General features: G+C 68.6%; 21 protein-coding genes and 1 tRNA gene. 11 read left to right on the plus strand and 11 right to left on the minus strand.

Annotation, left to right across the window (positions count from 1 at the left end; genetic code table 11):
- Positions 1-405 precede the first annotated feature (405 nt).
- Together QP415_RS06185 and QP415_RS06190 are read right to left on the minus strand one after the other, a co-directional pair.
- Positions 406-930 (minus strand): DoxX family membrane protein, encoded by a 525-nt coding sequence (locus tag QP415_RS06185; protein ID WP_016460555.1) that lies wholly within the window; start codon positions 928-930, stop codon positions 406-408.
- Between the two features lie 799 nt (positions 931-1,729).
- Entirely contained in the window at positions 1,730-2,821 is a 1,092-nt protein-coding gene (locus tag QP415_RS06190) for a phosphatase PAP2 family protein (protein WP_285099413.1), read from the minus strand.
- Between the two features lie 335 nt (positions 2,822-3,156).
- Between QP415_RS06190 and QP415_RS06195 the strand changes: the two genes are divergently transcribed.
- The 3 genes from QP415_RS06195 to QP415_RS06205 all read left to right on the plus strand — a co-directional run bounded on the left by QP415_RS06195 (position 3,157) and on the right by QP415_RS06205 (position 6,871).
- Positions 3,157-3,615, plus strand: a complete 459-nt coding sequence (locus QP415_RS06195; RefSeq protein ID WP_016460557.1) for a YbjN domain-containing protein — start codon at positions 3,157-3,159, stop codon at positions 3,613-3,615.
- On the plus strand, positions 3,612-4,094 hold the full coding sequence (locus tag QP415_RS06200; RefSeq protein ID WP_285099414.1) for a YbjN domain-containing protein: 483 nt from the start codon (positions 3,612-3,614) through the stop codon (positions 4,092-4,094). The genes QP415_RS06195 and QP415_RS06200 overlap by 4 nt, the downstream gene beginning before the upstream one ends.
- Positions 4,095-4,291: 197 nt before the next feature.
- The gene (locus QP415_RS06205) at positions 4,292-6,871 is read left to right on the plus strand and encodes a DEAD/DEAH box helicase (protein ID WP_285099436.1); all 2,580 of its coding nucleotides are present in this window, start codon (positions 4,292-4,294) and stop codon (positions 6,869-6,871) included.
- A 291-nt stretch (positions 6,872-7,162) separates the two neighbouring features.
- On the opposite strand, the gene QP415_RS06210 is transcribed toward QP415_RS06205, so the two are convergent.
- The 6 genes from QP415_RS06210 to QP415_RS06235 form a co-directional block, all read right to left on the minus strand.
- On the minus strand, positions 7,163-7,645 hold the full coding sequence (locus QP415_RS06210; protein WP_336619997.1) for an Rv3654c family TadE-like protein: 483 nt from the start codon (positions 7,643-7,645) through the stop codon (positions 7,163-7,165).
- Complete coding sequence (locus QP415_RS06215) at positions 7,642-7,980, minus strand: TadE/TadG family type IV pilus assembly protein (RefSeq protein ID WP_048677432.1); 339 nt, start codon at positions 7,978-7,980, stop codon at positions 7,642-7,644. The genes QP415_RS06210 and QP415_RS06215 overlap by 4 nt, the downstream gene beginning before the upstream one ends.
- Positions 7,977-8,252: a DUF4244 domain-containing protein gene (locus tag QP415_RS06220; RefSeq protein ID WP_048677433.1), complete on the minus strand. Its 276-nt coding sequence runs from the start codon at positions 8,250-8,252 to the stop codon at positions 7,977-7,979. The genes QP415_RS06215 and QP415_RS06220 overlap by 4 nt, the downstream gene beginning before the upstream one ends.
- 130 nt (positions 8,253-8,382) lie before the next feature.
- Positions 8,383-9,645 carry a type II secretion system F family protein gene (locus QP415_RS06225; protein ID WP_285099417.1) on the minus strand — a complete coding sequence of 421 codons (1,263 nt, stop codon included), beginning with the start codon at positions 9,643-9,645 and terminating at the stop codon, positions 8,383-8,385.
- Positions 9,642-10,754 carry a TadA family conjugal transfer-associated ATPase gene (locus tag QP415_RS06230; RefSeq protein ID WP_285099418.1) on the minus strand — a complete coding sequence of 371 codons (1,113 nt, stop codon included), beginning with the start codon at positions 10,752-10,754 and terminating at the stop codon, positions 9,642-9,644. The genes QP415_RS06225 and QP415_RS06230 overlap by 4 nt, the downstream gene beginning before the upstream one ends.
- The gene (locus QP415_RS06235; protein WP_285099420.1) at positions 10,747-11,775 is read right to left on the minus strand and encodes a hypothetical protein; all 1,029 of its coding nucleotides are present in this window, start codon (positions 11,773-11,775) and stop codon (positions 10,747-10,749) included. Before QP415_RS06235 ends, QP415_RS06230 begins: the two co-directional genes overlap by 8 nt.
- A gap of 142 nt (positions 11,776-11,917) precedes the next feature.
- On the opposite strand from QP415_RS06235, the gene QP415_RS06240 reads away from it, so the two are divergent.
- Complete coding sequence (locus QP415_RS06240) at positions 11,918-12,688, plus strand: HAD family hydrolase (protein WP_016460566.1); 771 nt, start codon at positions 11,918-11,920, stop codon at positions 12,686-12,688.
- A gap of 56 nt (positions 12,689-12,744) precedes the next feature.
- Here the strand turns inward: QP415_RS06240 and QP415_RS06245 are convergent, their stop codons facing one another.
- Positions 12,745-13,581 (minus strand): hypothetical protein, encoded by an 837-nt coding sequence (locus tag QP415_RS06245; RefSeq protein ID WP_016460567.1) that lies wholly within the window; start codon positions 13,579-13,581, stop codon positions 12,745-12,747.
- 17 nt (positions 13,582-13,598) lie between these two features.
- Here QP415_RS06245 and QP415_RS06250 point away from each other — a divergent pair, with 17 nt between their 5' ends.
- The 4 genes from QP415_RS06250 (at position 13,599) to QP415_RS06265 (ending at position 18,235) form a co-directional block, all read left to right on the plus strand.
- The gene (locus QP415_RS06250; protein WP_285099423.1) at positions 13,599-14,528 is read left to right on the plus strand and encodes a hypothetical protein; all 930 of its coding nucleotides are present in this window, start codon (positions 13,599-13,601) and stop codon (positions 14,526-14,528) included.
- 54 nt (positions 14,529-14,582) lie between these two features.
- A complete protein-coding gene (locus tag QP415_RS06255; RefSeq protein WP_285099425.1) occupies positions 14,583-16,469 on the plus strand; it encodes a hypothetical protein in 1,887 nt (628 codons plus the stop codon).
- A complete protein-coding gene (locus QP415_RS06260; RefSeq protein ID WP_048677438.1) occupies positions 16,466-17,371 on the plus strand; it encodes an alpha/beta fold hydrolase in 906 nt (301 codons plus the stop codon). Before QP415_RS06255 ends, QP415_RS06260 begins: the two co-directional genes overlap by 4 nt.
- A 180-nt stretch (positions 17,372-17,551) precedes the next feature.
- A complete protein-coding gene (locus QP415_RS06265; protein WP_003791132.1) occupies positions 17,552-18,235 on the plus strand; it encodes a Crp/Fnr family transcriptional regulator in 684 nt (227 codons plus the stop codon).
- 147 nt (positions 18,236-18,382) lie between these two features.
- On the opposite strand, the gene QP415_RS06270 is transcribed toward QP415_RS06265, so the two are convergent.
- Complete coding sequence (locus QP415_RS06270) at positions 18,383-18,562, minus strand: DUF4177 domain-containing protein (protein WP_003791133.1); 180 nt, start codon at positions 18,560-18,562, stop codon at positions 18,383-18,385.
- Positions 18,559-18,918, minus strand: coding sequence for a WhiB family transcriptional regulator (locus QP415_RS06275; RefSeq protein WP_016460571.1), 360 nt, complete (start codon positions 18,916-18,918; stop codon positions 18,559-18,561). Before QP415_RS06275 ends, QP415_RS06270 begins: the two co-directional genes overlap by 4 nt.
- 168 nt (positions 18,919-19,086) lie before the next feature.
- On the opposite strand from QP415_RS06275, the gene QP415_RS06280 reads away from it, so the two are divergent.
- The 3 genes from QP415_RS06280 to QP415_RS06290 all read left to right on the plus strand — a co-directional run bounded on the left by QP415_RS06280 (position 19,087) and on the right by QP415_RS06290 (position 22,454).
- Positions 19,087-21,216: a transglycosylase domain-containing protein gene (locus QP415_RS06280; protein ID WP_285099428.1), complete on the plus strand. Its 2,130-nt coding sequence runs from the start codon at positions 19,087-19,089 to the stop codon at positions 21,214-21,216.
- A 1-nt stretch (position 21,217) separates the two neighbouring features.
- The gene (locus tag QP415_RS06285) at positions 21,218-22,195 is read left to right on the plus strand and encodes a metallophosphoesterase (protein WP_285099430.1); all 978 of its coding nucleotides are present in this window, start codon (positions 21,218-21,220) and stop codon (positions 22,193-22,195) included.
- 185 nt (positions 22,196-22,380) lie between these two features.
- A tRNA-Pro gene (locus QP415_RS06290) sits at positions 22,381-22,454 on the plus strand.
- Positions 22,455-22,942: the final 488 nt, after the last annotated feature.

Here is a 22,942-nt window from a genome sequence, read left to right on the forward strand (position 1 = left end):
GACGCGAGGCTGCGCCCGGTCGCACGCGAGACCGCATGACCATGCGACCAGACAGCACGCCCCACGCTCCCCACATCCCAACCTCACCCCGATCCGACCCCATCCTCACCCTGCCCTCGCCTACCCTCGCCCTGTCTTCACCCCGACCTCGCCCCGACCTCGCCCCGACCTCGCCCCGACCTCGCCCCGACCTCGCCCCAGAAATTTCGCACGTAATTCGTTTTCTTGACAATTCAACAACCGCCACAAACGTTGCAATACCAACGACTGGATTTCAATGTTTGAAAGACGCACGAGGGAATTACGTGCGAGATTGTTGGGAAACCACGACACAAAGACCTCCGCCAACACAGCGAGGCCGCGACCGGAAACCCGGCCACGGCCTCGTCGAGGAAGCGGAACGAATCAGACGAGGAAGGGCAGCTTCTTGACGAGCCCCAGGCCCTTCCACCACGCGCCCAGGCCAAGCGTGTCGCCCGCGCTGGTCAGCGGAATCAGGATGAGAACGAGCGCGTAGACCAGGTGCTCGTTGACGACCGGGTTGAGGGAACCCCACACCCACGGCGCGACCGCCGCGTACATGAAGCCCAGCATGACAACGCCCGCCACGGCCGCAAGCCGCGTGCCGATACCCAGCAGGAACGCCAGCCCAATGCCCAGCAGGCCCAGCATGAACAGCCAATCCATCGCGGGCACGGCGAGGGACTCGAAGAAGGAGGCCAGAGGCTTACCGGTCGTCGCACCAGTCAGGTAACTCTGCGCCGGGGTTCCACCGTTGATCCACGCGCGCGACGGGCCCGTCGAATAGTGCAGGCCGAATGTCTTATCCACGAACGACCACAGGAAAATAAAGCCGACCGCGATGCGCAGCAGGGCCAAAACGAAGCGCGCGGGCTTGGAGGTGACGACGGCTGATGCGGGACGAGGCATGGCGGCCCTTTCTTGTGATCTGCGGTTGATGGCGGGGTTGGGGCGCCGACGGCGGGGCCACTGCCCGCCAAGTCAGCAGCTCGATAACCCGCCGCCATTATCCACCGCTAGAGTCATGTGGGGCTAGTTACGTCACGACGTCCGATGCCTGTCGGCAGCAAACTGGTAATCCGCAGTGGTTCCGGTGGTTTCGCGAAACCGGCCCTGCGCACCTGATTCGACGGCCCGGTACAAAACTCTCCCTGTTCGCAGCCCTCGCGGGTCGAACCGGTACAAAACTCTCCCAGCACACCGAAAAAGGCCGATTTTGGGGCATTTGACGCCAGCAGGGAGAACTTTGTACCGCTCGAGCCACCAACAACCCGAGCAGGGAGAACTTTGTACCGCATGCACGTCCTGGCCGCGGTGCCGGTGGGCGGCAGGGCCAACACTCGGCAAAAATCGCACGTAATTCGATTGAATGAAGTTTCAAAAACATCTGAAAACGTTGCAATTCCAACGATATGAATTCAAAGTTTGAAATAGCCAAAGGGGAATTGCATGCGAAATTGCTGGGCCGACGGGCCAGGACGCGGTGGCAGGTCACGATGGCAGGCCGCGGGGCCTGGCTGCGGTGCGCGTGGGCGGTGGCAGGGCCTGGCCGGGCTTCGAGACGACGCGCCGAGCGAAGCTCGCGGCGCGGACGGCTCGCGGGCGGGCCGCCGCCCACGCGCACACCAAGCAGCCCGGCCCGACCAGGCACATAAAGCGGCACCACAAGCAAGACCGCACGTCAGGCGGGATGCCAGATCAGCCGGATTTACTCGCCCGCGAGCCGGTCGACCTGGTGCATGATGAGGCCGCACACGGCGCTCACCCACGCGACGGCTGCGACACCGAGGACGCGGGATCGCCAGGGGCGCACCTGCAGGAAGTCCTCGAAGCCGTATCCGGATCCGGGGGACGCGGCGGACATGCTGAAGCCCCACATGGCGGCGCCGGTGGCCAGCAGCGCGATGACGATGAGCCCGACGCTCGCCCACATCATGACGCGTTGGACTTTCGCGCCGTGCCGGGGCCGCCGTTCGATGGGTGAGAGGGCGAGCGCCCACGCGCCCGCGATGAGGACCGCGGTGATGACGTCGGAGGGCCGGTGCCAGCCTTCCATCATGACGGACACGCCCATGAGCGATGTCCACGCCCACCCGATCCACGCGGATGGGCTGCGGAACCATTGGGGGGCGACGACGATGAGGGCGAGCGAGAGGGTGACGGCGACGGTCGTGTGCCCGGAGGGCAGGGAGTTGCCGGCGCCCGTGGTGACGCCGAGGTTGGGGCGGGTGAGGATGTAGTCCTTGAGGATTTGGGTCGTGACGTTTGCGCCGATGACGGCGCCGAGGGCGCGCCCGGCGAGGGTGGGTCGGCGTCTGGCTGCGGCGACGAGGGCGACGACGAGGCCGGCTGCGACCATGACGGGCACGGACACGATGCCGGTGATGAGCGTGGAGAAGGCTTCGTAGCGGCTCGCGGAGCGCATGGTGCCTTCCATGAGGATGGTGTCGAGGACTTGCCCGGGCGCGGTTGCGAGCGCGACGTGGCTGATGAGCATCGTCAGCGCCAGGCAGGTGGCGACGCCGCCGAGGCGTCGGGCGAGCTTGCGTCGATACCAGGAGTCGGAGGTGAGGCGACGAGGCCGGGGCCCGTCCGCCGCAGGCGTGTCGGCGGGTGCGGGGCTGGGGGTGCGCCCTCGGGTGGCGCGCTGGGTCGCGGGGGCGCTGTCCTCGCGGGGCGCGCGGCCGGTGGCGTCGGCGGGTGCCGACGAGCGTTTGCGGGGGCGCACGGGGCGTGAGCCTTTGGTGTAGGACTCATCGACGGTCGGGTCGGAGGGCAGGGCGGCGTTGGGGTCGTCCATGGTGTCCTCCGTTCGTGTCGATAGCGTATTCCGCCTCCACTGTAGTGGAGTGGGGGGCGGGCGTGTGGATTGGTTCGGGTTTGAAGCAAGGTTTGATGCGAATCGAAGGCAAGCACACAGCGGTGGTGGAAAGCGCACCTACCCGAGGCCTCGTCCCGGGCAGTGGCACATACGGTGTACACCAGGGGGAACACACGGCGCCCCGGGTCTGCATGCGCGGCACGCCCCTGGCCGGCACGCGCACGAAAGTTGTCAGACAAGGTGGGCGCGCGCGGGACAGAGGCCTCGGTTACAGTGGGGGTGTCCGATCCATACGTGTCACGCGGGAGTTGTCAGTGGCTGCATCTTCACCTGTCAGCACCGATCGTATTCGGGACTTGTTGCGTTCTCGCGATGTGCGTTTCGGCGACTACAACGAGGGCGAGCTGGCGTATTTGACGCCGAATGCCGCGTTTTTCTGGAATGCGACGAACCCTCAGATTCTGCAGTTGCGCGCTCAGTGGCGCGGGATTGCGCGCACGCCTGAGCAGTTCGGCGAGCTGGCCCGCGAGGTTGCGGCCTGCAATTCGACCCGCACGGGCCCGAAGGCGTACCTGGCTCCCCTGGAGGATGGCTCGCAGTATGGCTTGATCGCGGAATGCAACGTCGTGGTGATGTCGGGGCTCACTCAGGCGCAGTTGGATAATTTCTTTGAGACGTCGATGTCGATGATTATGGGTTTTTTCGCGGATCTTGAGGTGACGTTGCCCGGGTTCGTGGATTGGGATTCCCAGGGTCGGGAGGCTTCGCTGTGAACGTTCCGTACGTGGTTCCCGAGGATGAGGTGACCCCTTACCCGGCTGATTTTGAGCGGGTCGTTCAGGCCGTGCGCGAGATGGGCTATGGGCTGGATGTGATCGAGAAGGGTCACGCTGCGGGCGCGATTTTCGATGATGTTCCGTTCCTGGTGTCCTTCGATACGGCGGGGCGTTTCCTGTCGATTCGCGCGCTGTGGGAGTCGGATCTGCCGGCGGAGAGCGCGGAGCCCGCTCTGTTCGCGACCGCGGACAATTGGAATCGCGAGAAGTATTTCCCGACGGTGTACACGTCGACGTCGCCGGAGGGGACGCTGGGCGTGTACGCGGATTTCGTGGTGGACACGGAGGCTGGCCTGTCGGATGTGCAGCTGCGTGACGCTATTTCGTCGGGTATTTCGACGGGTATCGCGGCGATCCAGTACGTGAAGGAGTCCGCCTCCGAGGCTCTGGGGCTCGGTGAATCCGGGCGCGGATGAACGCTGATCGCTGCGCTTCTCCCGACTCGCACGAGGCCGGGGCGGGTTCACGCGAGCACGCGCGCCTTGACCCGGACACAGGGAAGTCGGCGTCACCTCGAGGTGAGGCGGATGATCGGGTGCCATCGAGCACCGCTGCCGCGCCGGACCTCGCCTCGTCTCTCTCCCCCGCCGACCTGCTGGCGGTCTTGGAGCGCCTGAGCGCGGGGGATGATCGGCTGCTCGGCCACATGACGCTGCCGGGGAGGAAGGGGCGGATCGCGGATTGGCCGCAGTGGGTCAGCCCCGCGGTCGTGGACGCGTGGGCGCGCCGGGGCGTGGAGCACCCGTGGATTCATCAGCGCGAGGCCTTGGATGCGCTGCGCGAGGGCCGCGACGTCGTGCTCGCGACTGGGACCGGGTCGGGCAAGTCTCTGGCCGCGTGGACGCCGATCCTGTCCGACCTGGTGGAGGCCGAGGATTCGTCGCGTATTTCCGCGATTCATCGCCGTCCGACGGCCCTGTATCTGGCTCCGACGAAGGCTCTGGCGGCGGATCAGCTGGCCTCGCTCATGGCGCTGCTCGGCCAGGACGACAAACCCGCCGACGCGCAGGCGAGCGCAGACGCGGAACAAAGCCAAGGCCTCGTCGATGAGAGGCTGCGCCGCGTGCGCGCGACGACCGTGGACGGGGACACGCCGCGCGAGGCGAAGGAGTGGGCTCGCGCGGGCGCTGACCTGATCCTGTCGAACCCGGATTTCCTGCACTACGTGATGTTGCCATCGCACCAGCGCTGGTCGCGGTTCCTGGCCTCGCTGCGCCTCATCGTCATCGACGAGGCCCACCATTGGCGAGGCGTGACTGGCTCGCACATTGCGCTGGTCGTGCGTCGTCTGCTGCGCGTCGCCCACCACTTGGGCGCGGATCCGCGGGTCGTCATGCTGAGCGCGACCGTGCGCGACGCTGGGTCTGTCGGGCGCGCGCTGACGGGGCGCGACGCGGTCGCGATCACCGAGGACGGCTCGCCGGCGGGCGCCCACGAGCTGGTCCTGTGGCAGGGCGCCGTCATGGCCGACGAGTCCGAGGTCGACATTTCCTCGTTCCTGGAGGCCCTCGACACGCCACCCGGCACGGCCACCCTCAAGGTCCCGATCGTGCGGCGCAGCGCCGGGGTCGAGGCAGCCAACCTGGCCACCGCCTTCGTCGAGGAGGGGGCGCGCCTGCTCGCCTTCGTGCGCTCGCGCGCGGGGGCCGAGGCCGTGGCCGCTCAGGTGCGCGATCGCCTCTCGGCGCGTGGTTCCGCGAACGCGGGCCGGGTGGGCGCATATCGCGGCGGCTACCTGCCCGAGGAGCGCCGGGCGCTCGAGGAGGCGATCCGCACGGGAGGGGTGCGGGCGCTCGCGACGACGTCGGCGCTCGAGATGGGCCTGGATATCTCGGGCCTGGACGCGACGATCACGGTCGGTTGGCCGGGCACGCGCGCGTCCCTGCGCCAGCAGATCGGTCGCGCGGGTCGCGCGGGCGCGCCGGGCACGTCCGTCCTCATCGCGTCGGACAACCCGCTGGACGCGTACCTGGTGCGCCACCCCGAGCATATTCTCGGCGAGGTCGAGGCCTCCGTCATCGACCCCTCCAACCCGTGGGTGCTGGCCCCGCACGTCGCCGCCGCGGCCGCCGAAATACCGATCACGCCGTCCGATATCACTTACTTTGGCCCGGAACTGCGAGGCGTGACCGAGCGCCTCGTCGCCGACGGCTACCTCAAGCGCCGACCCGCCGGATACTTCTGGGATGCCACCAGACCCGAGCGCCCCAGCGACCTCACCGACCTGCGCGGCGCAGCCGGAGACGTCCAGATCGTCGACTCGGCCACCGGCACCGTCATCGGCACGATCGACCAGGCCTCCGCCGACGCCCACGTCTTCCCCGGCGCCATCTACATCCACCAGGGGCGCACCTTCCACGTCCTGAGCCTCACCTCCCTCACCACGCCCGCCGCACCCGCCGCCCAGGGATGGCCGCGCGCCCTCCTTCCCGAGGCCGGGGCCGGCACCCAGGGAACGGACCACCTCGGGGGCGGGGAGCGGGAGGGGGCCCAGGCCTCGTCGATCATCATCCCGCCCGCGCGGGCAGACGACGCGCGCGTCGCCCTGGTCGAGGAGGTGCGCACTCCCCTGCGCACGCGCTCGGCGACCCACACGAGCGTCGAGGTGTGCGCCATCGACGAGACGTACGTGTGCGGGGACGGCACGGTCACCTGGCATCACGGGCCGACAAACGTGTCGACGCGGGTCACCGACTATGATCTGCTGCGCCTGCCCGGGCTCGAGTTCATCCGCAACATCGAGCTCTTCCTGCCCACCCACACGCTGCCCACGAAGTCCACGTGGTTCACGCTCACCCCGGCGGCGCTAGCCGCGATGGGGATCGAGGCCGCGGACCTGGCGGGCACGCTGCACGCGACCGAACACGCGATGATCGGGATCCTGCCCGTCGTCGCGACCTGCGACCGCTGGGACCTGGGCGGCCTGTCCACCGAACTGCACGACGACACGGGCGCACCCACCGTGTTTATTCACGACGCGTTCCGAGGCGGCGCCGGGCACGTGCTCGCCGGCTTCAAGAGCGCGCGGGCGTGGGTGGCCGCGACCCTCGAAGCCGTCTCCTCCTGCGACTGCGAATCCGGATGCCCGCGCTGCGTCCAATCCCCCAAGTGCGGCAACGGCAACGAACCCCTGTCCAAACAGGGCGCGATCACGCTGCTCACCTATCTCCAAGAGCGCGCGCCGGGGGCGTGAGAGGCGCACTCGCACCGCCGTCACTCGTGGACGGCTCGTCCATGTGCTGAAGACACCCGAACCCGCACCGAAGATACTCACGCAAGGCTCGACCCCACACCGTAGATACTCGAAGGGGCCGACCCTGAGGCCGACCCCTTCGAGTATCCCATCAACACAGTGCAAGTCTTCCGATGCGCTCCCTTTCTCGGCTCACCCTTGGTGGGTGTCGCCCTTGGCTTGATGACTGTTAATGTACGGACCTCACCTGTGGGAACCATTGAACGAAGCTGGCAATTTCCTGAGAATTTCTCAGCTTCCGGGTCCGGCTCGCGCGTTCGCGTGCAGGATCGTTGATATTCCGGCGATTCTGACGCTCTGCGTGGCAACGACGAGACAATCACTGCCTCGCACGTCGCAGGATTGGAGTGCGACTCCGTTCGCCGCGGCGACGGAGGAGGCGGCCGCGCATGGGCGTTCTCCCACGTCCTCCCAGGGTGCCGTTGCCGATTGTTCGGCGCCTGCTAACGCCGCCAGGTCGGCGACGGCCTGCAGGCGCGCCTGCTCGCGGTGCGCGGTGCCCACCCCGCCGAGGACCACAGCGAGCGCGAGCGCGAGGAGGATCAGGGCTACGGAGTTGATGGTCCCCGATCCGTGCTCCCCGCACAACGCGCGCGGATCGCCCGCTCCCTCAGGGTCGCTCCCAGCGGTGGCTGCCCCCTGACGGTCGCTCCCAGGGGTAGCCGCCCCCTGACGGTCGCTCCCAGCGGTAGCCGCCCCCTGTTCGGGGATCACGGCAGGGCCCCCTCGTCGATGGTCGTCACCGAGCATCGAGCCACACCCCCGACCCAACCGGCGGCGCCGCGGTAGGGGGCGGTGCCGGTGACACTCACCCAGCCGTCGGCTCGGCTCACCGCGTAGGAGCCGGGGGCGTACGCGGCCGATGCCGCCGCCTGCGGATCCCCCTGCCCGATCGAGGCGGCCCGCGCCCCCTCGCGCACTGCCTGGCACAGGGATGCCCCCGTCAATCCGGCCTGCGCGACCGCGACGATGACGCCGATGACGGCCGTGACGGCGAGGAATCCGATGGCATGCTCGACGGTGACGTATCCGTGATCGCAGCTCTTCATCGGGTGTTCAGCGCCTCCTGGATGATGGATTCCAGGGCGGCGCGCACGGCGTCCGATTTGAGGATCACGATGAGGAGTCCCGCAAATCCTGCGGCCGCGATGGTCCCGATCGCGTACTCCACGGTGGTGGCTCCCTCTTCCGGATCGACCGGGTCCGCGTGGGATTCCCCTCCCCGGCCCGCCGTCATGTGATGGGCCGCGTCCTGCAGGGCGCTCATCGCAGCGAGCTGAGCGCGCGTGGCCGCGGATTCGATTCTGTCGATAATCATCATTGATCTGTCCTTTCATCTGCGCGCCTATCGACGCGTGTGGCCAGTGTGCGCGCCGCACCTGCCCCGATTCCATGCGGATTCGGACCCCTGTGGATAACTCACGAGCGCCACAAAGCCCTGTGGATAACGCCTACATGTTGAGGCCACCGGTGAGGGTGGCGAGCAGGGGCGCAATCCCGAGCGCGAGGAATGCGGGGAGGAAGCAGGCGCCCAGTGGCCCGACGAGTCGGACGCTGAGTTCTTCGGCGCGTGTTTTCGCCTCCGCCAGGCGGGCCCGGCGTTCCCACGAGGCGCTGCTCGCGAGCATCGTTTCGGGTGCGTTTCCGCTGGTCCAGGACGATTCGAGGGCGTCGCGCAGCGGGTGCGCCCACTCCGGCGTCTCTTCCCAGGCCTCGTCCCATGGGACGCCGAGCCGCAGGGCTTGAGCCGTCCACGCGAGGGATTCTCGCGCGCAGGCAGTGGCCAGGGCGTCGAGGACGCGCGGGATCGCGGCCCCGCAGGCGAGGCCGGCGGCGACGAGGTCGCAGGCCAGGGCGGGGTCCGTGTCCTCGTCGACAGATCGGGCTCGCGCGAGGATCCGGCGGCACGATGCGATGCCGACCACCCAGGCGGCCGCGCCGAGCAGCGCGCAGATTCTCCCGACGGTCACTCCCGTGTAGAACTGCCAGGGCGAGGCGCCCAGGGCGAGCGCGCTCACGATTCCGACGAGGGGAAGCGCGGCGAGGACTCGCGCGGACATGAGGGGACCGGCGGAGGCGACGCGGCGCGCTTCCGCGACGGACTGGGCGTCATCGATACTGTCCCCGATGGCGTCGAGGATGTCGGCCATAGGCGCGCCGAGGCCGTGGCTGAATCGGCAGGCCAGGGCGACGGAGGCGGCGGTGCGACGAGCGGCCGCGTCTGGGGCCCGGGCGCGCACGGGGAGCTCCCACCGCGGCGGCTCTCGCGCCCATTCGTCGAGGATGGGCGGGTAGGACGCGCTTTCAGGCACGATTCCGCCCACGCCGATGCGCGCCAACGCGAGGCCCCAGGCGGCGGAGGTCGGGGCTCCCGCGCGCAGCCGCGTCGCCACCTCGGCGACCAGGAGGGAGAGCTCGCGCGCCTGAGGCACGCCGCAGGCGCGCCCTCGATGCCTCCCGCTTTCTCCCCTGCCTAGGCGTCTGCGCAGGCGGCGCATCCACGCGCGTTCGGCAGATTGACGAGAACCGGCAGGGCGCATCCACGCGCGCACGATGCGACGCTCGTGCACGACGCGCCAGGCGGCCGCGAGCGCACGAGACACCAGCATGAGCGCGCACAGCACGAGCACGCACGCAAGCGCGCGATCGGTCGAGTGCTCCACGACGTCGCGACCGCCACCGAGAACGGCCATCCAATCGGCACCCCACCTCATAGTCCCGCCTTTCGTGCGAGGGACGCCCAGGCCTCGTGAGTGGTGACCTGTCCGGAGGCTGTGACGCTGAGCGCGACCGCGCACTCGAGCGGCCCACGAGCGCGTGTCAGCACCCCGACCTCGGATACCCAGCGGTGCCCGCAGGGGGATCGTCGCATGTGAAGGACGGCGTCGAGGGCGCTGGCGGCCTGGGCGGCGACGGCTTCCTCGCCCATGCCGGCGAGCGCGCCGAGGGCGGAAAGGCGCGCGGGCACGTCGCGCGCCCCGTTCGCGTGGATGGTCGCCCAGCCGCCGTCGTGTCCCGTGTTGAGGGCGGTCAGGACGTCGCGCACTTCGGGGCCTCGGCATTCACCCAGGACGAGGCGGTCGGGGCGCATGCGCATGGCCGCGCGCACGAGGTCGGACAGGGTGACGGCGCCTCGTCCCTCTACGTTTGGCTTGCGTTCGACGAGGTGGACGCAGTGCGGGTGGGCGGGGGCGACCTCGGCGACCTCCTCGATGCACACGATGCGCTCAGAGGAGGGGACGAGGGAGAGGGCCGCGCTCAGGAGGGTCGTTTTGCCGCTGCCGGTGGCGCCGGAGACGAGGACGTTGGCGCGCGAGGCGACGAGCGCTCGCAGGAGCGGGCCGAGCGCACCGGGCAGTGTCCCGCAGGCTTCGAGATCCGCGATTCCCAGCCGACGCGTGCCGAGCACGCGCAGGGAGATGAGCGTTCCCGACCCGGAGACGGGTGGCAGGACCGCGTGCAGGCGCACGCCGCCGGGCAGGGTGCCGTCGGCGATGGGGCTGGCGTCGTCGAGGCGCGCCCCGCACGCGCTCGCCAGTCGGATCGCGGCGTGGCGGGCGTCGGCCTCGTCGTGGATGCCGACGTCGACGCGCGCGAGTCCGCCTCCCCGCTCGGCCCACGCGTGAGCGCCGTTGATAAGCACGTCGGTGACGCCCGGGTCGTCGAGGAGGCGCGCGAGGGGCGGATCCATCCCGCGCTGCCTGGCACGCAGGGTCTCGAGGGCGTCGGCGGCCTCGCGCGCGCCGCAGCCGGGTCGAGACGTGTCGGCGATCGCCCCGGCGGGCGCGGTGCCGCGGGCGAGGAGTCGCAGGGCGCTACGCACGGGCCACCTCCAGGCGCACAGTCTCGTCGCGGGCCAGGGAACGCCCACGCAGGGGCGTCGGTTCGAGGGAGGCGAGGGCCCGGCGGAGAGCACGCAGATCGCGGCCCGGTCGCGTCGGCGCGCGCAGGATCGGGCGCGGCGCACACGCGGACAGCCCCGGGCTGCGCCCCCTGCGACCAGTTGACACAAGCGTGATCGCGGGGCACGGCGGAGGATGACAGGCGAGGCTCGCGGCCATCGCCGCGGCACCCTCCAGGTCTGGGCGCGTCACGAGGACGAGAGCATTCGCGTGAACGGCGGACGCGCAGCGCGCAGCCCGGTCATCCCATCGTCCCGCGTCCACGATGAGGGGAGCGTGCAGGGACCGGCAGGCGGCGGCGACGCGCGGGTCGTCAGCGCTGGCACCACCGCGCGCGTCCCCGACGATGGCCCGCACCCCACCCAGAGTGGGCAGGTGATCGCGCAGCGATGGCAGATAGCAGTCCTCCCCCGGGTCGAGGTCCGCCCACCGCACGCCGGGGACATCGCACTCGGGGGCGCGAGCAAACCCGGGCACCGACCCGGACGCATCGACGACGATCGCGCCCCGCTCGTGCCCGCGTTCACGACGCCTCGCCCTGCGCCGCCAGCATTCGCGCAAACCGTGCCGACGCCCGAGCTCCCCGGCCAGCAGCCGCACGACGCTCGTCGTGCCCACCCCGCCGCAGATCCCGGCGACCACCCACACCGCGCCAGGCATCGCCCACCGGTGGCAGGCCTCGGCGATGAGGGAGACGAGGAGCGCCGTGTCCCCGGGCAGACTCACCTGCCCCTCTCCCCCAACGCGCACGCAGGGCACGCCGACGGGCACTGGCGCGCCTGGCGAGGCGAGGACCAGCAGCGCGCTGGCCGGGTTCGAGCACACCCGCGCCCCGGCGAGTTCCACCGTGTCACGGGCGCACTCCAGGTCGGGCGGGGCGAGGCCGACGAGGGCGACAGGACCCCGATTCGCGGCATCGTGCGTCTCATCATGCATGTCCATGCAGCTACGCTGCGCCTGAGAGACCCCTCCCGTCCACCCGCGCGCGTGCCCCTGTGGACAACGCAGACCCGAAATGCCACCCTGTGCATAGAAGGGGCCCGACGGAGGACCCTGTGGATTGAGCCAACGCTGGAGTAGACGCATGGTACGCGCGGCCTTTTTCGACCTGGATAAGACGATTCTCGACACGTCCTCGAACGTGGCGCTTTCGGGACCGTTCATCGAGGCCGGGCTCATGAACCGCCGCACCGCGATCACCTCCGTCCTCGTGCAGCTGCCCTACCTGCTCACGGGAGCTGACGAGTCGCGCATGGAGCAGATGGCGCAGGCGCTGGGGCGGATGGGACGCGGCTGGAACGCCGCATTCCTCGAGGCCACGGTCGAGGACGCGCTCGAACGCACGATCCAGCCCGTCTGCTACGCACAGGCGCTCGCGCGCATCGAGCAGCACAAGCGCGCGGGCGACGTCGTCGTCATCGCGTCGGCCTCGGTCGAGCAGGTGGTGCGCCCGATCGCCCACATGCTGGGGGCGGATGAGGTCCTCGCTTCGCGGGCGGCCGTCGACGAGGACGGGTGTTTCACGGGCGAGATCACGCACTTTAACCAGGCGCAGGGCAAGGCGGACGCCTGCGAGGCCTTGGCTCGCGCGCGCGGCTGGGACCTGTCGGAGTGCTCGGCGTATTCGGATTCGGTGTCGGACGCGCCGCTCCTGCGCCTCGTCGGCCATCCCTACGCGGTTAACCCGGACCGCGGCCTGCGCGAGATGGCGCAGCGCGAGGGTTGGCCCACGCTCACCTTCACGTCCACGGTGCGCGTGTTGCCGCGCGAGGTCCCAACCCCCGCGAAGGTCGCGGTTCCCTTCATCGCTGGCGTCGCCGTGGGTGCGGCGGCCTGCGCGCTCCTGCGCCGCTAGGAGGCTGCGCCGCTGACACGAGCGCAGATCGGACGGATCGGACGAATCGCGCAGATTTAGGAGAGTCTGCCCGCCTGCACGTGGCGTGCGACGTCGCGCCCCACCTGGGCCCCGTAGACGATCCCCGCGCAGTAGTGGGTGATCCACCTGGCCAGGCCGGCCTCGTCGGCGCTCACCCACCCGGCGAGCTCCCGCCCCGCGCGCGCGGGATCCAGCGCGTCGTAGGCGCTCGGCACGCACACGCCGGTCGGGTCGACACCGCGCGTGACGAGGATCCACCGCGCCAGGCCGCTTCCCACGACAGACGAGGCCGGGGCGAAGACGCGCCGGAACCGGAAGTGGGCGGTGAGCGCGGCCGCGACGGCGAGGGCGGGGGCATCGCTGCACGCGTACGCGAGGGCGGGGGCCAGCAGGGCGGGGTCCGTGGGCAGGGCGACGGCGTTCGCCTGAGCGAGGCCGGAGGCCACCAGACCGGAGCAGGCATCCCGATGCAGCCCGGCGATCAGCGCCGGCAGGGGTGTCGGGGCGACGCGCGCACCGCCCTGGGAGCGGGTGTTGAGCGCGGGGAAACGCGAGGCGAGGTTCCACTGCGAGCGCCAAATCCCCAGCGCGAGGGCAGCTCCCGGATCGGACGCAGGCCCGCCTTCGTCTCCCATGGACGCGGCGCGCACGTCGTCGACGCTCGTGCGGGCACCCTCGATGATGGACAGGGCGGTGGCCTCGCGGACGGCGGCCTCGGCGCGGGCCTCCTCCCAGCCTCGGCGCAGTCCCTCGCTGAAGCGCAGGTCGGCGAGCGCGGCGTGCGCCTCGTTCATGGCGGAGGCGACGTCGGGACGGGCGGCGGCCGCTCGCAGCACGGCGGGCGCGGGGTCGACGAGGGCTTCGATACTCACCCCTCTACACTAGGGGCATGACGCTTTTGCAGCATCGAAACTTCTCCGCGCGCCTGCGCTCGGGGTTGTTCGCATTCATTTTCGCGCCGGTTGCCCTGGTGTTCCTGGGTTCGTCGATGGTCGACGTGCAGGCGCTGGCCGCCGTCGGCCAGCCGCTGGCCTCGGTGGAGGGCCTCATCGGCATGGCGCTCGCGTCGCTGCTGCTCGCTCTCATCGCGCTCAACTGCGAGGAGTCGAGCGCGGGCATGGTCGTCACTTTCGTGTGGTCGCTCGCCGTGGGGGTCGCGCAGTTCCTGGGTGTGGCACGCCTGCCGCTGCTCATGAAGTCCTCGGTGGGCCGCGAAGACATGCTCGCCGGCGTCCTGTGGTGCATGTACCCGGTGTGCCTGTCCCTCATACTCGGCGCGTGTGCGCTAACGATCAAGTCGGTGCGGGTGCGCGCGGGCAAGGACACGCGCATGCCTCTCGCGCGCGTGCACCGTCACGCGTTCGGCACGACGGTCGCGCTCCCGGCCGCGATCGCCGCGGGTGTGCTGATGGTGGGGGCGGCGCCCTCGGATTCGACGAACGTCGCGGCGATGGGCCTGGAGGGAATCCTCGAGGGCCACACCCTCGCTCCGCTGTTCGCCCTCGGTGCGGGCCTGGCGTTCGCCCTCTTGGTGGTGAGCGCCCGCTGGTCGATCACGGGCACGCAGATCGCGACGTGGGCGATTCTCGTACTGCCGAGCTACGTGGTCTTGCCGGTGTGGGCGTCGCTGACGGGCAACGTGATCGTTCCCGGTTCCTCGGTCCTCACGAATTTCTCCCTCGCCGCCCCTCCCCTGGCGGCCCTGGGAATGGCGACGGGCTGCGCGTCGATGGGGGTTCTGTGGGCGCGGATACGCGCCTTGAAGAAGCTCGATGCGTCGCAGGCCGCATCGACGAATGAGGGGCCTGCCGAGGGCTAATGCGCGCAAGCGGTCTGACGGACCGTAATATGTGGGCAGATATAAGGAGGAAGCATGTCCGAGAACGAGTTTGACGTCCAGCGCGACCGCGCCGAGGAGGACCGCGAGAACGTGGTGCTGACCGGCGAGGAGATCGAGCTGCCGGGCGAAGATTCCGACGCGTCGGCGATCATCGGCGAGTCCAGTGAGCCCATCCACACGGGCGAGATCGAGTCGGTCGCAATCGGCGGCCTGACGGGACGCGTTCCGGCTGCTGCCCCGCTCAAGCCCACGATCGAGGACAAGATTTCCACGGGCGAGCTGCCCGTCGTCGCCGCCCCCGAGGGCGACCTCCCGGTCGTGTCCACCACGGACGAGGCCGAGGCTGCTTCCGAGGAGACGCCTCAGGTGGCGGACGGCGGGCAGGACGACGCCGACGCACCTGCGGAGACGGCGAACGATTCGGAGGGCACGCACAGTAGCGACACCGCGGATGAGGCTTCCTCCGAGGAAAACGCGCAGGATGCTCCCGCGCAGACCTCCGAGAACGCCGCCGATCAGCAGGACGTGTCGGCCGACGAGGAACCCGCTGCCAGCGCCGCCGACGAGGAGTCTGAGACCGGCCAGGCCGACGCGGAATCTGCACACTCGACGGATGAGGGCGCCGAGGCCTCGGGCCAGGACGACGCGACGTCAGCGGACGCCACGCCCGAGGCCGAGGACTCGTCCGACGAGACCGACACCCCCGAGGAACCGGAGCCCACGCGCACGCCCGTCATGACGCCCGCGCAGGCAGCTGCGGCGCTGGGCCTGAACCTGGATGACGCAGTCACGAAGGCCGAGAAGCCCACTGACGCGGAGGAGCACGCTGAGGCCACGGAACCTACTGGTGCCGCGGATTCCGCTGTCGATTCCACCGAGGAATCGAAGGACGCAGACGAGGCCAAGGAAGCGGACGAGGCCGGGGAAACCACCTCGGCCGTCGGTGGCGCCGCCGCCGAGCACCCGCTCACCTCGCGCCGATCGATGATCTTCGGTGACGACGAGGAGACGACCCCGTCGATCCCGACACTCGCGCCCACCAGCCAGGCCGCCCCGGCCTCGTCGGAGGAGACCGACGCCGCCTCCGCCGAGGTCGACCAGCCCGCCGCGGATCCCACCCCCTTCACCGAGCCGACAGCCCAGCTGCCCACCCAGCACGCCCAGGCCTCGTACTCCTTCGAGGACCAGGACGCCGCCGAGGAGGCGCGCCCGCGCCGCCGTTCCCTGCTGGGTGAGGGCAACGAGGACGCCGAGGCCGCGACCCTGGCCGCGATCGCATCGACCGCCGCACGCGGCGACAAGTCCGACTCCGGCCGACTGGACGACGAGCTCTTCTCCGCCGCCCCGCAGGTCACGGAGATGCCCTCGCGCACGGGCGCGCACTGGCTCTCGCTCCTGCTGTTCCTCATCCTCACGCCGGTCGGCTGGTACCTGGCCGCCGACGCGGGGGCGCGCATGACGCTGGCTGACGCCGCGCCGATGTACACGGGCGTCGCCTCGATGCTCGCGCTTGGCGAGCTGCTGGGTTCGATCCTCATCGCCGCGATCCTGTTCATGGTGGCGCGCCGCTCCTCGCTGGGCGCCTGGCTGATGGGCCTGGGGACGCTGATCGTTGGCCTGCCGTGGGTCATGGCCCCCGGCATCACGGCCACGTCGGCGCTGGCCGCGCTGACCGCGCTGACCAACACGGGCTCCCTGGGGGCGAACCTGTCGCACCACCTGCAGGCTTCCGGCTACTCGGGCCGTTTCGTCCTGCTGGGCGTGGCGCTCCTTGGCCTGGCGTACGTGTCGCACGCGGCGCGCCGCACCGGCCGCGACGAGGAGGCTCTGCGCACCTCGATCGAGGCCACGAACCCGGCGGGCGCCTTCTACTCCAAGCGCGCACGCAAGAAGGCAGCGAAGGACGCGGCCCGCAAGTGAAGACTTTGATTCCCGCCAGCGCGATCGAGCTCGAGGGTCCCTGGACCCACCGGCACGTGAGCGCTGGCGGCGCCGCATTCCACGTTGCCGACATGGGCGAGGGCATGGACCATGCGCTCGTTCTTCTCCACGGTTTCCCCGAGCACTGGTGGGCATGGCGCGACGTTCTGCCCGCGCTCGCCGAGTCGACGTCGCGCGTGTTCGCCCTCGATTTACGAGGCTTTGGCACCTCCGACCTGACGCGCGGGGACTACGACCTCACCCAGATGGCGAACGACGTCATCGCCGTCGTACGCGCCCTCGGCATTGCCTCCTTCTCCGTGGCTGGTATGGGTATCGGGGGCACGATCGCGTGGATGATCGGCGCCCTCGCGCCCCTTGAGCTGCGGTCGGTGGCCGTCCTGTCGGCCCCTCATCCGCTCGGCGTTCAGCCCGTCATCGGCAGGGCGCCGTGGGCAGGTGGACGCGTGCTGCAGGGACGCCTCGCGCTGCCCACGGGACGCGAACGTGCGCTGCGGTCCGGGTCACTCGTGACGACCGTCTATCGCGCGTGGGCCTCGCCGGGGAACGTGGATGGCCTCGTCTCCCAGTCAGGAACGTACCGGGCCGCGTTGCGTCGCCCCTTCGCTGCGCACACCGCGCTGCGTGGCCTCGGCGCCTCGCGCAAGATCTCGCGCGAGGAGCGCCGCATCCTCGCCGAGCCGCTGCGCGTGCCCGTTCTCTCGCTGGTCGGGCGCGACGATGGCGCCTGGTCCACGCTGGATCACGCGGCGGACGCCCAGTTCGTGGATGCGCCGCTCACGCAGATCGTTATTCGCGAGGCCGGCCACTTCCTCCCCGAAGAGGCCCCCCAAGCGGTGGCTGACGCTCTGTCAGAACACGCTTTAGCACACGCCAAATAGCGCATTTTTCATTAGACAGCTCACACAAATCGCAAAATGAAACGCGTTTCACCTGATAGATAGGGCATAATGGTGTGATGCGCGGTACCTCCTCGTGAGCGGTATTACGTATGGGAACCACTGCGCAGTCCAAATCGGAACGCCCGAGCAATCGGGCACGAGCGGAAGGAGCTCCGCACAATGATCGGTGACGGAAACTTCATCAGCCAGGTGCCGCTGTTCGGTGGCCTTGATGATGCACAGCAGGTGTCCCTCCAGCAGAAGATGGGTCATACCACCCTGCGTCGCGGAGAGACTCTCTTCGACGAAGGCGATCTCGGCGATCGCCTCTACATCGTGACCGAGGGCAAGGTGAAGCTCGGCCACACCTCCAGCGACGGCCGCGAGTCTCTGCTCGCAGTCCTGGGCCCCGGAGAGATCATCGGTGAGCTCACGCTCTTCGATCCGGGCCCGCGCTCGACCACTGCGACCGCCGTTTCCCCGGCATCCCTCCTCTACCTCGAGCACGAGGATCTCATGCACGTGCTCGACACCAACCCCACCCTGGCCAAGCACATGCTGCGCGCCCTCGCACAGCGCCTGCGCCGCACCAACGAGTCCCTCTCGGATCTCGTGTTCTCCGACGTTCCCGGCCGTGTCGCCAAGGCCCTCCTGGACCTTGCAGACCGCTTCGGCACCGCGACCGATAAGGGCGTCCACGTCCCCCACGACCTCACGCAGGAAGAGCTCGCCCAGCTGGTCGGCGCCTCCCGTGAGACCGTCAACAAGTCTCTGGCCGACTTCGTGTCGCGCGGCTGGATCCGTCTGGAAGGTCGCGCTGTGACCCTCCTCGACGTTGATCGCCTGGCGCGTCGCGCTCGCTGACCTCATCACGGCTTGGGCCCGGCACCACTGGTGCCGGGCACGAGCTCTTTGCCCTCAATACAAACGAGGCCGCAGCCCGCGTGCGGTCAACGCACGCGCCAGCCACGGCCTCGTCGTATTCGATTGTCTGCGCGCGGATACTGCGCGTCAGTTCTGAACGGCGGGAGCTTCCTCAATCGGACGCTTGAGGTAAGCCACCAGGTTCTCCGAGCCCGTGGGGCCGGGGATCACCTGGACGAGTTCCCACCCGTCGGCGCCCCACTGGTCGAGGATTGCTTTCGTCGCGTGCGTGAGCAGCGGAATCGTGGAGTATTCCCATTTAGTCATGCTTCCATCCTACCTGCCATCTGCGGGCGAACAAAGGACAGAACCTTAGGGACGTGAGGACTGCGCAGCTCGCGCGCGAGGGACTCGTCGGAGGTGCGCAGCCACTCCAACCAGTTTTCCGCGTGCGGATAGTGGCGCAAAATCGCGCGGCGCTCCCGCTCTGTCAGCCCGCCCCACACGCCGTAGTTGGCTTCGGACTCAAGCGCGTCGGCGAGGCATTCGAGGCGAACCTCGCACTCATAGCAGCGCATACGAACCTGACGCTGAGACGCACCCTGCACGAACAGCACGTCCGGTTCGATGGACGCGCAGAGTGCGCGAGCGACCCAGCTCTGGTCGTCGCCTTGCGTTGACATCGTGGAACTCCACTTCACTGTATTTTGAGCCCTTTCTGTGACCATACACACATACGATTGTGGGTGCAAACGCTGCGACCACGATCAAGGCCGTCAGGCGTGACTCATCAGGCAATTCTCACGCGTCGCCAAACGCCAGATGAGCACGCCGCCACGTAAGCTAGGAATATGTCGCACTCTCACTCTCGCGCTGTCCGTCCGGCCCAGCTGCTCGCGCTGCTGCTGGCGTTCCTGAGCGTGTCCGCGCTCATGGGCGTCGTCGGGGCAGGCATGCTTGTCCCCGTCGCCGGCCCCACCGCGCTCGTCGCGAAGTCGGTTCCGTCCGTCTTCAACGAGCTGCCCGGTGATCTGCAGACGGTGGCTCCCGCCGAGGAGTCCCAGCTGCTGGATTCGTCTGGCGCCGTGATCGCGCACTTCTACGACAAGCAGCGCATCGTTGTGCCCAGCGCCAACATCGCTGACGTCATGAAGAAGGCGATCGTGGCGATTGAGGACAAGCGCTTCTACGAGCACAACGGCGTTGACGCCACCGGCATCGCACGCGCGCTGGTCTCCAACCTGGGCGACAGCGGACGCCAGGGCGCCTCCACGATCACCCAGCAGTACGTGCGTAACTCGCTGGCCGAGCGCGGCTACCTCGAGGGCGACGCGGATCAGGTGAGCGCGGCGACCGAGCAGACCACCGAGCGTAAGCTCCGCGAGATGAAGTACGCGCTGGCACTGGAAAAGACCCAGTCCAAGGATGAGATCCTCACGGGCTACCTCAACATCGCGCCCTTCGGTCCGATCACCTACGGCGTAGAGGCCGCTTCGCAGCGCTACTTCTCCAAGTCGGCCTCGGAGCTGAACTACCTGGAGGCCGCGCTCCTCGCTGGCCTCGTTCAGTCCCCCGTCCAGTACGATCCGCTGACCCACCCCGAGGCCGCCCAGGAACGCCGCAACACGGTCCTGGCCACGATGCTCGAGCAGGGTGTCATCACGCAGGAGGAGTACGACCAGGGCGTCGCCACGAGCGTCGAGTCGATGCTGCATCCGACGGTGTCCTCCGAGGGCTGCTCCGGCGCGCCGTCCGCGCAGGCTTACTTCTGTGACTACGTCCTGTCGCAGTTCCTGGAGGATCCGGCTTTCGGCTCCACGCGCATCGAGCGCGAGCGCCTGCTCAAGACGCAGGGCATCACCATTCGCACCACGCTGGACCCGGCGAAGCAGAGCGCAGCCTACGCGTCCCTGACGAACGCGATTCCCGTCGGCGACGCGTCCGGCCTGAACGACGCGATTGTCTCCCTGGATCCGCGCACCGGCAAGGTCCTCGCGATGGCTCAGAACACGACGTACGGCATCGAGAGCGGCCAGACGATGGCGAACTACTCGGCCGACGGCAACTTCCAGGTTGGTTCGACCTTCAAGGTGTTCACCCTCCTGGAGTGGTTCAAGGAAGGCCACTCGGCATACGAGACCGTAGGTTCGAACAACACGTTCTACCCCAACGGATCCTTCAAGTGTGATGGCCGCGCCATCACCACTGAGGGCTACCAGGTCAACGACCTCGCAGGCAAGACCGGCTCCATGAACGTCGTGCGCGCGACGGGCCTGTCCGTCAACCAGGCCTTCGTCAACATGGCGTCGCGTGTGGACTTCTGCTCCATCTTCCAAACCGCCTATGACATGGGCGTCACGGAGGACGGTGAGGTTCCTGCGCCCTTCCCGGCCAACATCCTTGGTTCCGTGTCGAGCTCCCCGCTGCAGATGGCGTCCGTGTTCGCGACGATCGCAAACTCCGGCCAGCAGTGCACGCCTCAGTCCATCGAGTCGGTGACCGACCGTAACGAGAACGTCCTCAAGGAGTTCTCAGCGGACTGCAAGGAGGTCATCTCCCCTGACGTCGCAAACAAGACGGCCGCACTGCTGACGGCGTCGGCCGGCCAGTACTACACGTCGACGCGCCTGGGCGACGGCCGCCCCTTCGCCGCGAAGTCGGGTACCACCGACGGCCACGCGAACACGTGGCTGACGGGCTTCACGCCGTCGCTCGCGACGTCCGCGTGGGTGGGTCACGGCGACAACTCCTCGCAGGAAGTGTCCGGCGTTGTCATCAATGGCGTCTACCACTCCGAGATCTTCGGTGAGACCTACGTCGGCCAGAACATCTGGGCCCCCTACATGACGCAGGCGCTGGCGGGCACCCCGGTAGAGGCCGTATCGAACGCGAACATCGGCGCGTCCACTCCGCAGCGCGGCACCACTCCGACGCCTGCTCCTTCGCAGTCCCCGAACCCGTCGCCGTCGCCGAGCCACTGAGATGACGACTGATACGGCAGCGTTGCTTCAGGAGGCCACGGCCTCGTCCACTCGACGAGGCCGTGGCCTCCTGCGCACCGCGGGCACGCTCGTGGGTGGGCTGGGGCTCGCAGGGTTAGCAGCGGGGGGCGCTGCGCTCGCCTGGGGGTCGGTCGAGCGCACCATGCCGGTGCTGCGGCGCTACGAGGTCCCGGTTCGCGCCCACGTGCCCGAGGTGACGATTCTGCAGATCGCGGACCTGCATCTATTCGAGGGCCAGGAGTTTTTGCTGCGGTTCTTGTCCGACGTGGCCGCCTCGGAGCATTTCGACATGGTGGTTGCGACAGGCGACAACTTCGGGTCGACGGAGGCTTTGGACATGGTGATGGACGCGTACCGTCCGTTCCTGTCCTACCCGGGCGCGTTCGTGCTCGGTTCGAATGACTACTATTCGCCGATCCCTAAGCGTTGGAGCCGCTACCTGTCGCGTTCGAAGCCGCATCCGGTACGCGTGGTCCCCGATCTGCCCTTCCTGCCGATGGTGCGTCAGATGCGCCAGGCTGGATGGCTGGACCTGTCGAACGCGTCGGGCACGCTCCGCCTACCCACGGGCATGGTCTCTCTGCTCGGCACGGATGACGCACACATTTACCGTGATCGCTTGGGCGCTCCGGCCTCGTCGTGGGGAGCATCCGATGTCTTGCGCCTCGGGGTGACGCATGCACCGTACACTCGGGTCGTTTCCGCGCTCACCGAGGTCGGCTCGGACCTGATTCTCGCGGGGCACACGCACGGCGGCCAGATCGGTATTCCGGGGTTCGGTGCGATCATCACGAATTGCGACATTTCGCGCCCCTACGCGAAGGGCTTGAAACGCTGGCAGGCACCGGGCTCGACGGCGTGGCTGCACGTGTCGGCGGGCCTGGGGACGTCCCCCTACGCGAAGGTGCGTATCGCGACTCGCCCCGAGGCCTCGCTCCTGCACGTGTACCCGGCGTAGCCACATACGCATACGCAGCGTCGCCGCATACGCATACCCGGTGTCGCCAGGGCATTCGCGTCGCAAAGATTCCGCAAGAGGCTACCTCCAATCAGCCAGCCCAATGCGGCGTGGGACACACTTATGCCGCTTGCTTGATCTCCGTTTGGGATTATCGGTGAGGAAACGCTATACTCGAACGGCACCGGGGTGTGGCGCAGCTTGGTAGCGCGCTTCGTTCGGGACGAAGAGGCCGTGGGTTCAAATCCCGCCACCCCGACCGGTAATCGCCGGGACCGTTTGGTCCCGGCGATTTTTTATCGCTCAGCCCTCCTTGGGCTCACCACCAGATGTGGGGTCGCGCCCCAGATCTCAGGCCACGAGGCCTGCCTAATCTCCGACACCTGCACGCCCCGCCCGCTCGCCGGCCGCCATCCGCGCCTCGAGCTTCGCTCGGCGCGTCGACTCGTTGTCCGGCCAGGCTCCGCAGGCCACGCGGCGGCCTCCAATCGGGCGGGGCGGGCGGATGCGGATAGGTTGTGCGCATCCGGATAGGTTATGCGCATGTAGATAGGTTATTAAGCTATCCGGATGTTCATTACCTATCCGGATCTCGATTACCTATCCGGATCTCGATTACCTATCCGGATCTCGATTACCTATCCGGATGCGTAGTACCTCGAGGTAGCCCTGGAGGGGTCTGGGTTTTTCGGACCGTTTGTTTTGAGAGGGTTGTTCTGAGTAGTCTCGGCTGCTTGTGGCCGGGCA

The organism is Pauljensenia sp. UMB3104 (assembly GCF_030217285.1).
Lineage (GTDB): Bacteria > Actinomycetota > Actinomycetes > Actinomycetales > Actinomycetaceae > Pauljensenia.